12 protein-coding genes are annotated in these 13,771 nt (G+C 67.9%); 10 read left to right on the top strand and 2 right to left on the bottom strand.

Going from position 1 to position 13,771, the window contains the following annotated elements; all coding sequences use genetic code 11:
• Positions 1–4: 4 nt before the first annotated feature.
• A complete protein-coding gene (locus tag AC1DQP_RS02060; RefSeq protein WP_478051016.1) occupies positions 5–1,369 on the bottom strand; it encodes a glutamate--cysteine ligase in 1,365 nt (454 codons plus the stop codon).
• A gap of 201 nt (positions 1,370–1,570) precedes the next feature.
• Here AC1DQP_RS02060 and AC1DQP_RS02055 point away from each other — a divergent pair, with 201 nt between their 5' ends.
• The 3 genes from AC1DQP_RS02055 (at position 1,571) to AC1DQP_RS02045 (ending at position 4,173) form a co-directional block, all read left to right on the top strand.
• Positions 1,571–2,269, top strand: a complete 699-nt coding sequence (locus AC1DQP_RS02055) for a VIT1/CCC1 transporter family protein (RefSeq protein ID WP_256777050.1) — start codon at positions 1,571–1,573, stop codon at positions 2,267–2,269.
• 38 nt (positions 2,270–2,307) lie between these two features.
• Positions 2,308–3,102, top strand: a complete 795-nt coding sequence (locus tag AC1DQP_RS02050; protein ID WP_457319656.1) for a helix-turn-helix domain-containing protein — start codon at positions 2,308–2,310, stop codon at positions 3,100–3,102.
• A gap of 93 nt (positions 3,103–3,195) precedes the next feature.
• A complete protein-coding gene (locus AC1DQP_RS02045; RefSeq protein ID WP_457319653.1) occupies positions 3,196–4,173 on the top strand; it encodes an MBL fold metallo-hydrolase in 978 nt (325 codons plus the stop codon).
• Positions 4,174–4,344: 171 nt separating this feature from the next.
• On the opposite strand, the gene yihA is transcribed toward AC1DQP_RS02045, so the two are convergent.
• Positions 4,345–4,968 carry a ribosome biogenesis GTP-binding protein YihA/YsxC gene (yihA, locus tag AC1DQP_RS02040; RefSeq protein ID WP_256777053.1) on the bottom strand — a complete coding sequence of 208 codons (624 nt, stop codon included), beginning with the start codon at positions 4,966–4,968 and terminating at the stop codon, positions 4,345–4,347.
• A 155-nt stretch (positions 4,969–5,123) separates the two neighbouring features.
• On the opposite strand from yihA, the gene AC1DQP_RS02035 reads away from it, so the two are divergent.
• The 7 genes from AC1DQP_RS02035 (at position 5,124) to betA (ending at position 13,725) form a co-directional block, all read left to right on the top strand.
• Positions 5,124–5,918 (top strand): c-type cytochrome, encoded by a 795-nt coding sequence (locus AC1DQP_RS02035; protein WP_457319654.1) that lies wholly within the window; start codon positions 5,124–5,126, stop codon positions 5,916–5,918.
• Between the two features lie 105 nt (positions 5,919–6,023).
• The gene (locus tag AC1DQP_RS02030; protein ID WP_478051015.1) at positions 6,024–6,668 is read left to right on the top strand and encodes a thiol:disulfide interchange protein DsbA/DsbL; all 645 of its coding nucleotides are present in this window, start codon (positions 6,024–6,026) and stop codon (positions 6,666–6,668) included.
• 125 nt (positions 6,669–6,793) lie between these two features.
• Positions 6,794–7,624, top strand: a complete 831-nt coding sequence (locus AC1DQP_RS02025) for a thiol:disulfide interchange protein DsbA/DsbL (RefSeq protein WP_256777057.1) — start codon at positions 6,794–6,796, stop codon at positions 7,622–7,624.
• Positions 7,625–7,677: 53 nt separating this feature from the next.
• Positions 7,678–8,415, top strand: coding sequence for an endonuclease/exonuclease/phosphatase family protein (locus tag AC1DQP_RS02020; protein ID WP_256777098.1), 738 nt, complete (start codon positions 7,678–7,680; stop codon positions 8,413–8,415).
• Positions 8,416–8,541: 126 nt separating this feature from the next.
• Complete coding sequence (gene betT, locus AC1DQP_RS02015) at positions 8,542–10,521, top strand: choline BCCT transporter BetT (RefSeq protein WP_457320125.1); 1,980 nt, start codon at positions 8,542–8,544, stop codon at positions 10,519–10,521.
• Positions 10,522–10,556: 35 nt separating this feature from the next.
• On the top strand, positions 10,557–12,029 hold the full coding sequence (gene betB, locus AC1DQP_RS02010) for a betaine-aldehyde dehydrogenase (RefSeq protein WP_457320123.1): 1,473 nt from the start codon (positions 10,557–10,559) through the stop codon (positions 12,027–12,029).
• A gap of 25 nt (positions 12,030–12,054) precedes the next feature.
• Positions 12,055–13,725: a choline dehydrogenase gene (betA, locus tag AC1DQP_RS02005; RefSeq protein WP_478051014.1), complete on the top strand. Its 1,671-nt coding sequence runs from the start codon at positions 12,055–12,057 to the stop codon at positions 13,723–13,725.
• Positions 13,726–13,771 lie beyond the last annotated feature (46 nt).

The following is a 13,771-nucleotide window of genomic DNA, read 5'->3' as shown; positions in this document are numbered from 1 at the left end:
CCACTCAGTAAGCGAACGCCTTGAACACCGGATCGATGTTCTGGTTCCACTCGCCATGGAACAGCGCCAGCTTGCGATCGGCCGGAGTCAGCCCCGAATCGACGATCTCCTGCAGCACCTCCAGGAACTTGCTTTCGTCCTGGCCATCGACGTTGCGCGCCGCGCGCCGCTTGAGCCCGGCCACGGCGATCTTCAGTGCTTCGCGCGACAGATCGAGCACGGTGCCATTGCGGAACGGCAGCTTCAGCCCATGCTTCGGCACGCCATCGCGCAACACGTTGCGCTCCACCAGGCTGAAATCACGCACCAGGTCCCAGGCCGCATCAAGTGCGGCATCGTCATACAACAGCCCCACCCAGAACGCCGGCAGCGCGCACAGGCGGCTCCACGGTCCGGCATCGGCGCCGCGCATCTCCAGGTACTTCTTCAAGCGCACTTCCGGGAAGGCCGTGGTCATGTGGTCCGACCAGTCGCGCAGGGTCGGCAACTGGCCCGGCAGCGCCGGCAACTTGCCCACCATGAAATCGCGGAAACTCTGCCCGCTGGCATCGTGGTAGGTGCCGTCGCGGTAGGAGAAGTACATCGGCACATCGAGCAGATAGTCCACGTAACGCTCGTAACCGAAGCCGTCTTCGAACACGAAGTCGAGCATGCCGGTGCGATCGTTGTCGGTGTCCGTCCAGATGTGCGAACGGTAGCTCTGGTAGCCGTTCGGCTTGCCTTCGGTGAACGGCGAATCGGCGAACAGCGCCGTGGCGATCGGCTGCAGCGCCAGCGACACGCGGAATTTCTTCACCATGTCCGCTTCGGTGGCGTAATCCAGGTTGACCTGCACCGTGCAGGTACGGGTCATCATGTCCAGGCCGAGCGTACCGACCTTGGGCATGTAGTCGCGCATGATGCGGTAGCGGCCCTTGGGCATCCACGGCATCTCCTCGCGCGTCCACTTGGGCTGGAAGCCCATGCCGAGGAAGCCCAGCTGCAGCTCGCCGGCCACCTGCGCCACTTCGTTGAGATGGGTACCGGTTTCCACGCAGGTGTCATGGATGGTTTCCACCGCCGCGCCGGACAGTTCCAGCTGGCCGGCCGGTTCCAGCGTGACCGAGGCGTTGTCGCGCAGCAGCGCGATGGTGTGGCCGCCTTCCTGCACCGGCGTCCAGCCGAAGCGGGTCAGGCCGTTGAGCAGGGCTTCGATGCCGCGGTCGCCCTCGAACGTCGGCGGACGCAGGTCGTCCAGGCGGAAGCCGAACTTCTCGTGCTCGGTGCCGATGCGCCACTGCGCCTTGGGCTTTTCGCCGGAAGCCAGCGTGGCGACCAGTTCATTTCGGTCGGTGATCGGCGTCTCGGCGACGTGGCTGGGGCTCGACAAGGGGAGGCTCGCAGGATTCTGGTCAGGGCGGGGATGTGGGGTCCGGGCCCCCGCATCGCAAGGGCGCACTATATCGTGGCGTCCCCCACCGTCGTGTCACCGTGACGGTTTTCAGCATCCTATTGAAAAGGGCTTGACCGGCTGCAAGCGCCGCTGCGACGCATTCCGCCCCCGGTCCGGCACACGCCCTAGACTGTGGGCATGAGCCGATCCCGCCATCCCGAAGTCCATCGTTCCGACCGCGTCGGCTGGCTGCGTGCGGCGGTGCTCGGTGCCAATGACGGCATCGTCTCGATCGCCGGGCTGGTGGTCGGCATCGCCGCCAGCGGTGCGAGCGCGTCCACCGTGTTGGCCACCGGCATTGCCGGCACCGTCGCCGGGGCGATGTCGATGGCGGCCGGTGAGTATGTGTCGGTGCAGTCCCAGGCCGATACCGAAGTGGCCGACCTGGCCGTGGAAAAACGCGAACTGCACGAAGACCCGCACAGCGAGCTGGAAGAGCTGGCAGCGATCTACCGCCATCGCGGCCTTACCCCCGAGCTGGCCCAGCAGGTAGCGGTACAGCTGACCGCGCACGACGCGCTGGCCGCACACGCACGCGACGAGCTGGGCATCACCGAAGAACTGCGTGCGCGTCCGCTGCAGGCGGCCCTGGCCTCGGCCGGCGCCTTCGTCAGTGGCGCGGCGCTGCCGGTGCTGACCGCCCTGCTCGCCCCGCACGCCCATGTCGCCCAGATCACCACGGGCGTCACCCTGGCCGGGTTGGGCCTGACCGGTGCGATGGCCGCACGTGCCGGAGGTGCACCCCCGTTGCGCGGCGCGGTGCGGGTCATGTTCTGGGGCGCATTGGCGATGGGCGCGGCAGCGCTTATCGGCCAGTTGTTCGATACTGCGCGGTAATGGATACCCGCGTGCACCCCGATCCGCTGTTGGCCGAGATGGCGAGCTTGGCCGACTGCCAGCGGGCCGACGGCTACGCCTGCATCACCGCGCGCCGCGAGCATGGCGCCTCCTCGGTGGACATCCCGCAACCGCAGCTGGCGATCCTGCTGCAGGGACGCAAGCAGGTATCCACCGCGCAGCAGTCACTCACCTTCGTGCCCGGCGACCTGTTCCTGATCACCCGGCGCTGCCGCATCGACGTGGTCAACATTCCCGATCCGGACTCCGGCGTGTACCTCAGCGCGATCGTGCCGCTGTGCGCCGAGGCGCTGTCAGCCGCGCGCGTGCTGTGGAACGAACCGCTGCCCGAGGCCGGCGACGCGCTGGCGCGGTTGTCGCTGGCCGAGCACGGCGACACCCTGCGGCAATGGCGCAGCGCACTGGAGCAGGCCCGCTACACCGAAGCGCGGCTGGCCTTGGCCGCGCTGGTGCTGGCGTTCTGTCGCCGTGGCCATGGCAGCCTGCTGGTCGCGCCGGAGCCCAGCCTGGGCGAACGCATCCGCGACCTGATCGCCGCCCAACCGGAACGCGACTGGCAATCGCGCGACTTCGAAGACCAGCTCGGCCTGAGCGGTGCCACCCTGCGCCGCCGGCTGGCCAGCGAGCAGTCCAGCGTGCGCGGGTTGATCGCCGATGCGCGGCTGGCGCATGCGATGAACCTGCTCTACACCACGCGCCTGCCGCTCAAGACCGTGGCCGCGCGCGTGGGCTATCGCTCGCTGGGCAGCTTCAACAAGCGCTTCGCCGCCCGTTACGGCCTGGAACCGGGCGCGATCGGCAACAACAGCTGAGCGAGCGGATCGCGCGGCATTCTGAGCGGACCGCGGCAACGCCGTCGCGCAGCATGGAGACATCGCGGCGCTGCCGCCTTGCCCGGAAAGCCCATGTCCCTGCCCCGCGTCCGCACCCTCGCCGCCGCCCTGTTGCTGGCGGCCGCCGCCAGCCCCGCCTTCGCCACCACCACCCACACCCCGCACGAACAGGTGCCCGGTGTGTACCACCAGCAGATCGGCACGCTCCAGGTCACCGCGCTGTTTGATGGCACTGTCGCGCTCGGCCGGCAGGAACTGGTAGGCATCGATGCCGGCAAGGTCACCCGCCTGCTCGACCACAGCTACGTGCCCGAAGACGGCAAGGGCCTGCAGACCGCGGTCAACGCCTACCTGGTGCAGCAGGGCAACCACCTCACCCTGATCGACACCGGCACCGCCACCTGCTTCGGCCCCGGCCTGGGCCAGGTGCTGGGCAACCTGCGCGCGGCCGGCTACGACCCGGCCGAGGTCGACGACGTACTGCTCACCCACGCCCATCCGGACCACCTGTGCGGCCTGCTCGATACCCAGGACAAGGTGGCCTACCCCAATGCCACGGTGTGGCTGTCTGCCGCCGATGCCGCGTACTGGCTCGATCCGGCCAGCGAAACGACCGCGCCGCAGGGCGTGCGCTTTGCCTTCGCGCTGGCGCGCAAGGCGGTAGCCCCCTATGTGGCCACTGGAAAATTGAAGCGCTTCGGCGCAGGAGATGCACTGCCGACCGGCATCACCGCACTGGACAGCCACGGCCACACCATCGGCCACGTGTCCTACCGGATCGACGGCGGCGCCGGCCAGCACCTCTTGGTCTGGGGCGACATCGTGCACTTCCACGCGGTGCAGTTCGCCCAGCCGCAGGCGTCCTACGAGGCCGACAGCGACCGCGCCGCCGCCATCGTCAGCCGGCGCACGATGATGGCGCAGGCCGCGGACCAGGGCTGGTGGGTGGCCGGCGCGCACCTGCCGTTCCCCGGGCTGGGCCATGTGCGGCGCGAGGGTGATGCGTTCGCGTGGGTCCCGGGCGAATACGCACCGTTGCCCACCCGGTAGTGCCGGCCGCTCGCCTACTCCGCTGACACCAATCGCACGCGCACCGCCTGACGGTCAGCCGGTCGGTGCACGCCTACACGGTAGTGCCGGCCGCTGGCCGGCTCCCCTTTCAGCCGGATATACCGGGGCGCCGGCCAGCGGCCAGCGGCCAGCACCACCGGGGTGCAGGTGTTACGCCGTTTCCGGCGCCGGCTTGTTCAACCCCAGCCAGCCACCGATGATCCCGCGGGCCTCGTCCACGCCCTGGCGGGCCGGGCCGGAAAAGGTCTGCACGCTGACCGTATCGCCGAAGGAGGACTGCAGTTCCTTGCGCACCTTCTGCAGGGCGATGCCCTGCTGGCCCCGGCCGAGCTTGTCGGCCTTGGTCAGCAGCGCGTGCGCGGGCAGACCGCGCTGCACCGCATAGGCCAGCATCTGGCGGTCGTAGTCCTTAAGCGGGTGACGGATGTCCATCACCACCACCAGGCCACGCAGCGCCTCGCGGGTGCGGAAGTACTGGTCGATGAAGGCCTGCCAGTGCGCCTGCAGGTCCAGCGGCACCTTGGCGTAGCCGTAACCGGGCAGATCGACCAGCTTGGTCTCCGGGGTGACCTCGAAGAACACCAGCTGCTGGGTGCGGCCGGGGGTCTTGGAGACCCGGGCCAGGCTGTTCTGGCGGGTCAGGGCGTTGAGGGCGCTGGATTTGCCGGCGTTGGAGCGTCCGGCAAAGGCAACTTCGGCCCCGACATCCTCCGGCAATTGCCGGGTGTTGTGGGCCGAAAGCAGATAGTGGGCACGTTCGAGGAGCAATGACATGGGCATAGGATCGCATGTCCGGGCCGGATCCGCGCTGCCGCCGACCGGTTTTGCTGCACCCTGCGTTGACCGTGGCGCGAAAGCGCATGGATAATCGGGTGATCCTCAGCCAGTGCAGCCTGCACTCGCCAGGCCGGTCCACACGGAGCTTCCGCATGCGCCACGCTCGCGTTCTTGCCGTTTCCGCTGTCGCTGTATCCCTGCTGGCCGCCGTTGCGGTCGCCCAGACCTCGATCACCCCGTTGCCTGACAACGGGCCGATCAAGACCGCCTCGCTGGAGGTCGATTTCAGCAAGACCACCTGGGGCGATGCCAAGGCCGGCCAGACCAAGGCCGCCGCCTGCGCCGCCTGCCACTCGGCCGATGGCAATTCCACCGTGGAGATGTACCCCAGCATCGCCGGCCAGAGCGAACGCTACGTGGCCCAGCAGATGGCACTGATCGCCAACGGCCAGCGCACCTCCGGTGCGTCCGCGGCGATGGTGCCCTTCGTGCAGGACCTCACCCCGCAGGACATGCGCGATATCGGTGCATATTTCGCAACGCAGAAGGCCAGCGCCGGGCTTGCCGACGATGGCCTGGTCGGCGACGGTCCCTATGCCGGCAAGAAGTTCTACGAGATCGGGCAGCAGCTGTATCGCGGCGGTGACGCCGAACGCGGCATCCCCGCCTGCATGGCCTGCCACGGTCCCACCGGCGCCGGCAACCCGGGCCCGGCGTATCCGCACATCGGCGGCCAGCACGCCGCATATGTGGCGCGCCGGCTGCAGGAGTACCAGGCCGGCACCACCCAGGAAACCGACAAGGCGCACTTCCAGATCATGGCCAGCATTGCCAAGCAGCTCACCGAACAGGAGATCCAGGCGCTGGGCAGCTACCTGCAGGGCCTGCACAACCGTGCCGACGACGTCGCCGCGGTGACCGCCACGCAACCGGCCAAGGCGCCGTAAGGACCGCTTGGCGGCGCAGTCGCCGCCCCGCCCCCGTGGCGGGTTATGTTCACCGCCACGCCGGCACTGGGCCGGCGTTGTTTTTTCCGATGGAGATGGATGTAGATGACGTTGATGCCCCGCCTGATGCTGTTGCTGCTGGCCCTGAGCCCCCTGACCACCCTGGCCGCCACGCCGATCAAGCTGGTCGAAGGTACCGACTACGAAGTGATCGAAGCGCCCGGCCCGTATGCGCCGCTGGCCAGCAAGATCGAAGTGGTGGAAATCTTCGGCTACACCTGCCCGCACTGCGCGCGCTTCGAGCCGCAGCTGGAAGCCTGGGCGGCCAAGCTGCCCAAGGACGTCCGCTTCACCCCGGTGCCGGCCGCGTTCGGCGGAATCTGGGATTCGTTCGCCCGTGCCTACTTCGCCGCCGACCAGCTGGGCGTGGCCAAGCGCAGCCACCGCGCGATGTTCGAGGCCCTGCATGACAAGCAGACGCTGCCGATGCAGAACGTGTCCCCGGACGAACTGGCCAGCTTCTACAAGACCTACGGCGTGGCCCCGGAGACCTTCCTGGCCACGATCAAGGGCGATGCGGTGGAACAGAAGCTCAAGGCCGCGCGCGCCTTCGCCCAGCGCACCAAGGTGCCCGGCACCCCGGCGCTGGTGATCAACGGCCGTTACCTGGTCAAGGGCGACTCGTTCGAATCGATGCTGCGCAACGCCGATGCGCTCATCGCCCAGGCGCGCACCCAGCCCAAGCGCTGAGTGCAGGCTCTCTGAACCGTCACACACCGTGTACGCGGGACGCGCCTGGCCGCATGCCATTATTTCCCCCTGAGCCGGCGCCCCGTGCGCCGGCCCCACCTTGTTCATCCGTTGGAGATGCCTAGATGAAGACCCGTTTCGCCATTGCCCTGATGGCCCTGCTGCCGATCCTTGCGGCCTGCAAGGCCCAGGACGGCACCGCCAATACCGCCGCGCCGACCGAACCGGCTGCCCCGAGCAGCACCCCGGCCACCGACACTGCACCGGCGACCAACAGCGAAGCCCCGGCCGCCACCGGTGAATCCTCCGCCGCCGAGACCGCTGCCGCAGCCGCCACCACCCCGGCACCGGCGCCGGCGTCCTCGCGCCCGACCGGCCCGGAGCCGGTGGCAGGCACCGACTATGTGGTGATCGAGAACGGCCAGCCGTTCCAGCCGGCCGCCGGCAAGATCGAAGTGGCCGAGATCTTCGGTTACGTGTGCCCGGCCTGCGCCGCGTTCCAGCCGCTGATCGGGCCGTGGAAGGCTGGCCTGCCCAGCGACGTCAGCTTCGTCTACGTGCCGGCGATGTTCGGCGGCACCTGGGACAACTATGCGCGCGCCTTCTACGCCGCACAGAGCATGGGCCTGCAGGAAAAGACCCACGAGGCGCTGTACTCGGCCATCCACGCCGAGCAGACCCTGAAGGGCGAGCGCGGCAAGGATTCGGTTGAAGACATCGCCGCCTTCTATGCCAAGCACGGCGCCGATGCCAAGCAGTTCGCCAGCACCATGGGCAGCTTCGCGGTGAATGCCAAGACCAATGCCGCCAAGCAGTTCGCCCAGCGCAGCCAGATCACCGGCACCCCGTCGGTGATCGTCAACGGCAAGTACCTGGTCAAGGGCAAGAGCTTCCCCGACATGCTGCGCATTGCCGATCACCTGATCGCCCGCGAGCGCGCCGCCAAGGGCAATTGATCCAGACCGAGCCCGCTACCGTCGTGAATTCCCCCACCACGCGGACCCTGCGCCTGCTGACGGCCAACATCCAGGCCGGCAGCAGCACCCGCCGCTACAGTGACTATGTGACCCGCAGCTGGTCGCATGCACTGCCGGCCGGGCGCAAGCGCACCAGTCTGGACGCAATCGCACAGTTGGCCCGTGGCCACGACATCGTCGGCCTGCAGGAGGCCGACCCGGGCAGCCTGCGCTCGGGCTTCACCAACCAGACCCACTACCTGGCCGAGCGCGCCGGCTTCAATTACTGGAGCCACCAGCCCAACCGCCGCATGGGCGGGGTGGCCTCCAGCGCCAACGGCCTGCTCAGCCGGCTGGAACCGGTGGAAGTACAGGACCACGCCCTGCCCGGCCGCATCGGCGGGCGCGGCGTGCTGCTGGCCAAGTTCGGCGAAGGCCGGCAGGGCCTGGCGGTGGCGGTGGCGCACCTGTCCTTGGGCACCAACTCGCGGATGTCGCAGCTGGCCTTCATCGCCGACCTGCTCACCGACCATCCCAACGCGGTGCTGATGGGCGATTTCAACTGCCTGGCCGACCGCCCGGAAATGCAGGCGCTGTACCGCAAGACCAACCTGCAACCGCCAGGCTGCGCGGTGCCCACGTTCCCCAGCTGGCGGCCGGACCGGGCCATCGACCACATCCTGCTCAGCGACGGCCTGCAGCAACGCAGTGCCGAGGCCGTACCGGCCGCGTTTTCCGATCACCTCGCCCTGGCGATGGCCATCGACGTACCCAGCAGCGCGCTGCGGTAAGGCCTCACCCCGATACCCGCCGCCGTTGCGCGGCGGGCATCTTCGCGGCGTAAACAGCCCCTCCACAGTCGATGTGGGGTAATAGTCCGGGTCTGCCGTATCCGGCACCGAGAGTACCCCCACCCCATGAGCGCTGTGGAGTCACCTCAAAACGAGGTACGCACGCTTCGACCGGTCTTCCTGCTTGCCGCCACGATCGTGGCGGCATTCGCCCTTCTGGTCACCGTGTTTCCCATCGATGCCGGCGTGCTGTTGCTGGATGCCCAGACCTGGGCCTCGCGCAACGTCGGCTGGTATTACCTGCTGGCGATGACCGTGTACCTGGTGTTCGTGGTCGGCGTGGCACTGTCCGGCTATGGCACGGTCAAGCTTGGCGCGGACCACGACGAACCGGAATTCAGCTATCTGTCCTGGGCCGGGATGCTGTTCGCGGCCGGGATCAGCATCACCCTGTTCTTCTTCTGCGTGTCCGAACCGCTTACCCACTATCTGCTGCCGCCGCAGGGCGGCGTGGGCAGTGGCGAGGCCAGCGCGCGGCAAGCCATGCAGCTGCTGTTCCTGCACTGGGGCCTGCACGGCTGGGGCGTATTCGCGCTGGCGGCGATGGCGCTGGCCTACTTCGCCTACCGCCACAACCTGCCGCTGGCGCTGCGCTCGGCGCTGTATCCGCTGATCGGCAAGCGCATCAACGGCCCCATCGGCTACACCGTCGATGCGCTGGGCATCGTGGCCACGGTGTTCGGCCTGGGCGCGGACATGGGCTTTGGCGTGCTGCACCTCAACGCCGGCCTCAATACCCTGTTCCAGGTGCCACACGCGGCCTGGGTGCAGGTCGGGTTGATCGTGCTGATGATGGGCGCGGCCATCGCCGTGGCCGTGTCCGGGGTGGAAAAAGGCGTGCGCTGGATGTCCAACATCAACATGCTGCTGGCCATCGGGCTGCTGCTGTTCATGCTGTTCGCCGGGCCCACCCAGTACCTGCTCAACGCGTTCATGCAGAACATGGGCGACTACCTGGGCAACGTGGTCGGCAAGAGCTTCGACGTGTATGCCTACGGCGGGCGGCCGGACTGGCTGGGCAACTGGACGGTGTTCTACTGGGCCTGGTGGATCGGCTGGGCGCCGTTCGTGGGGCTGTTCATCGCGCGCATCTCGCGTGGCCGCACCATCCGCGAATTCGTGCTGGGCGTGCTGCTGATCCCGCTCGGATTCACCCTGGCGTGGCTGTCGATCTTCGGCAACAGCGCGCTGGACCAGATCCTCCACCACGACCAGGTGCAGTTGGCGCAGATGGCGGTGGATAACCCGCCGACCGTGCTGTACGCACTGCTGGACAACTATCCCTGGAGCCGGGTGGTCATTGCGGTCACCGTGATCGTCAGCTTCGTGTTCTTCGTGACCTCGGCCGACTCGGGTACCGTGGTGCTGTCCACGCTGTCCTCGCACGGCGGCGCGCCGGAGGACGATGGTCCGCGCTGGCTGCGCGTGTTCTGGGGCGTGATGACCGGCCTGGTCACCGCCGGCCTGTTGCTGGCCGGCAGCATGGACGCGCTCAAATCGGCCGTCGTGCTGGCCTCGCTGCCGTTCTCGGTGGTGCTGCTGCTGATGCTGTGGGGGCTGACCCGCGCGCTGGGCGAAGAGTCGCAGCGCAAGAAGGCCTCGCAGTATTCGCCGATCCCGCTGATCGGGCAGTCGCGGCACCAGCGTGGCTGGCGCCAGCGCATCTCCCAGGCGGTGCACTTCCCGGTGCGCGACGAGGTGTACCGGTTCATGGACACCGACGTGAAGCCGGCCATCGAGGCGGTGGCCGCGCAGCTGCGCGAGAAAGGCCTGGATGTGCACACGAAATTCGAACCGGGCCACATGGAACTGCTGGTCGACCATGGCGAGCAACAGGTGTTCACCTACCAGGTGATCATGCGCGGCTACCTCACGCCCTCGTTTGCCGCGCAACGCTTCCGCAGCCTGCGTTATTACCGCGCCGAGGTGCACCTCTACGAAGGTGGACAGGACTACGAGCTGTTCGGCTACAGCCGCCAGCAGATCATCAACGACATCATCGACCAGTACGAGCGCCACCTGCAGTTCCTGCATCTGACCCGCTGAACCCACTGGTCTCCCGCTGCAAAGGAGTCATCGACATGCCCCACTTCCCCGACCAACTGCTGTACATCGGCGGCCGCTACGTTCCCTCGCAGGGCAACCGCACCTTCGAGGTCACCAACCCGGCCACCGGCGAGGTGCTGGCCAAGGTGCACAGCGCCAACAGCGACGATCTCGACGCCGCAGTGGAAAGCGCGCAGGCCGGCCAGAAGGTCTGGGCCGCGCTGACCACGGTGGAGCGCTCGCGCATCCTGCTGCGTGCGGTGGCATTGCTGCGCGAGCGCAACGATGCGCTGGCCGAGCTGGAAACGCTCAACACCGGCAAGCCGCTGAGCGAAACCCGCAGCGTGGACATCGTCACCGGCGCGGACGTGCTGGAGTACTACGCCGGGGTGATGCACGGGCTGGAAGGCAGCCAGGTGCCGCTGCGCGAAGGCAGCTTTTTCTACACCCGGCAGGAACCCCTGGGCGTGGTCGGGGCGATCGGCGCGTGGAACTACCCGATCCAGATCGCGCTGTGGAAGGCCGCCCCCGCACTGGCCGCTGGCAACGCGATGATCTTCAAGCCCAGTGAAGTGACCCCGCTGACCGCGCTGAAGCTGGCCGAGATCTTCACCGAAGCCGGCCTGCCCGACGGCGTCTTCAACGTGCTGCCCGGCGATGGCGCCGGTGTGGGCTCGGCACTGACCGAGCACCCGGGCATCGAAAAGATCTCCTTCACCGGCGGCACCAGTACCGGGCGCAAGGTGATGGCCAGTGCGTCCAGTTCCACCCTCAAGGAGGTGACCATGGAACTGGGCGGCAAGTCGGCGCTGATCATCTGCGCCGATGCCGATATCGAGCTGGCCGCGGATGTGGCGATGATGGCCAACTTCTACAGCTCCGGCCAGGTCTGCACCAATGGCACGCGCGTGTTCGTGCCCAAGGACCTGCTCGCCGATGTCGAACTGGCCTTGAGCGAGCGCATCGCGCGCATCCGCATCGGCGATCCGTTGCAGGAGGCCACCAACTTCGGCCCGCTGGTCAGCGCCGCGCACATGCGCCGCGTGCTGGACCATATCGCCAGCGGCAAGACCGAAGGCGCGCGCCTGGTCTGCGGTGGCGAGCGGTTGACCGACGGCGCGCTCGGCAAGGGCTGCTACGTGGCGCCGACGGTGTTCAGCGACTGTCGCGACGACATGCGCATCGTGCGCGAAGAGATCTTCGGGCCGGTGCTGAGCCTGCTGTCCTACGACACTGAAGAAGAGGCGATCGCCCGCGCCAACGCCACCGAGTATGGGTTGGCCGCCGGCGTGGTCAGCCGCGACCTGAGCCGCGCGCACCGCCTGATCCACCAGTTGGAGGCCGGCATCTGCTGGGTCAACTGCTGGGGCGAATCGCCGGCGCAGATGCCGGTGGGCGGCTACAAGCAGTCCGGCGTGGGCCGCGAAAACGGCCTGGCCACGCTGCGCGCCTATACCCGCACCAAGTCCATCCAGATCGAACTGGACCGCTACGCGTCGGTGTTCTGAACCGGCCTGACAGGAGACCCCCGCGATGAAGCGCGAATACGACTACATCATCATCGGCGCCGGCTCGTCCGGCAACACGCTGGCCGCGCGCCTGACCGAAGACGCCGGCGTCAGCGTGCTGCTGCTTGAAGCCGGTGGCCCGGACTACCGGCTGGACTTCCGCACGCAGATGCCGGCCGCACTGGCCTTTCCGCTGCAGGGCCGCCGCTACAACTGGGCCTATGAGACCGAGCCGGAGCCACACATGGACAACCGGCGCATGGAATGCGGACGTGGCAAGGGCCTGGGCGGTTCTTCGCTGATCAACGGCATGTGCTACATCCGCGGCAACGCGCTGGACTTCGACAACTGGGCCAGGTTCGACGGCCTGGAGGATTGGAGCTACGCCGACGTGCTGCCCTACTTCCGCAAGGCCGAAACCCGCGACATCGGTCCCAACGACTACCACGGCGGCGACGGTCCGGTCAGCGTGGCCACGCCAAAGAACGGCAACAACGTGCTGTTCCACGCCATGGTCGAGGCCGGCGTGCAGGCGGGCTACCCGCGTACCGACGACCTCAACGGCTACCAGCAGGAAGGCTTCGGCCCGATGGACCGCACCGTCACCCCGCGCGGCCGCCGCTCCAGCACCGCGCGCGGTTACCTGGACATGGCCAAGGACCGCGCCGGATTGGAGATCGTGGTGCATGCCACCACCGACCGCATCCTGTTTGCCGGCAAGCGCGCGGTGGGCGTGCGCTACCTCACCGGCAACAGTGCCGAGCCGATCGATGCCACCGCGCGCCGCGAGGTGCTGCTGTGCGCCGGTGCGATCGCCTCGCCGCAGATCCTGCAGCGCTCCGGCGTGGGCGCACCGGCGCTGCTGGCCGCGCTCGGCGTGCCGCTGGTGCACGACCTGCCCGGTGTCGGCGAAAACCTGCAGGACCACCTGGAGGTATACATGCAGTACGCCTGCAAGAAGCCGGTGTCGCTGTACCCGGCGCTGCAGTGGTGGAACCAGCCGGCAATCGGCGCGGAGTGGCTGTTCGCCGGCACCGGCATCGGCGCCAGCAACCAGTTCGAGGCCGGTGGGTTCATCCGCACCCGCGAGGACTTCGAGTGGCCCAACATCCAGTACCACTTCCTGCCGGTGGCGATCAATTACAACGGCACCAATGCGGTCAAGGAACACGGCTTCCAGGCGCACGTGGGCTCGATGCGCACGCCCAGCCGTGGGCGCGTGCATGCGAAATCGCTGGACCCGCGCGAGCATCCCTCGATCCTGTTCAATTACCAGTCCACCGACCAGGACTGGCAGGAATTCCGCGATGCCATCCGCATCACCCGCGAGATCATCGCCCAGCCTGCGCTGGACGAGTATCGGGGGCGCGAGATCAGCCCCAGTGCCGCGTGCCAGAGCGACGCCGAACTGGACGCCTTCGTGCGCGCCCATGCCGAAACCGCCTACCACCCGTCCTGTTCCTGCGCGATGGGCACCGATGCGATGAGCGTGGTTGATGGCCAGGGCCGCGTGCATGGCATGGAAAGCCTGCGCGTGGTGGATGCCTCGATCATGCCGCGCATCATCACCGGCAACCTCAACGCCACCACGATCATGATCGCCGAGAAGATCGCCGACCGYATCCGTGGGCGTGCGCCATTGGCACGCAGCACCGCCGCGTACTACKTGGCCGGGGATGCGCCGGTCAGGCGCTGAAAACCCGGTAGTGCCGGCCGCTGGCCGGCTCCTCGCGATCCAACGG

This window comes from Stenotrophomonas sp. P5_A8, from assembly GCF_056400545.1.
Note: the sequence above shows the minus strand (reverse complement) of the source record. Positions and strands in the feature narration are given on the sequence as shown.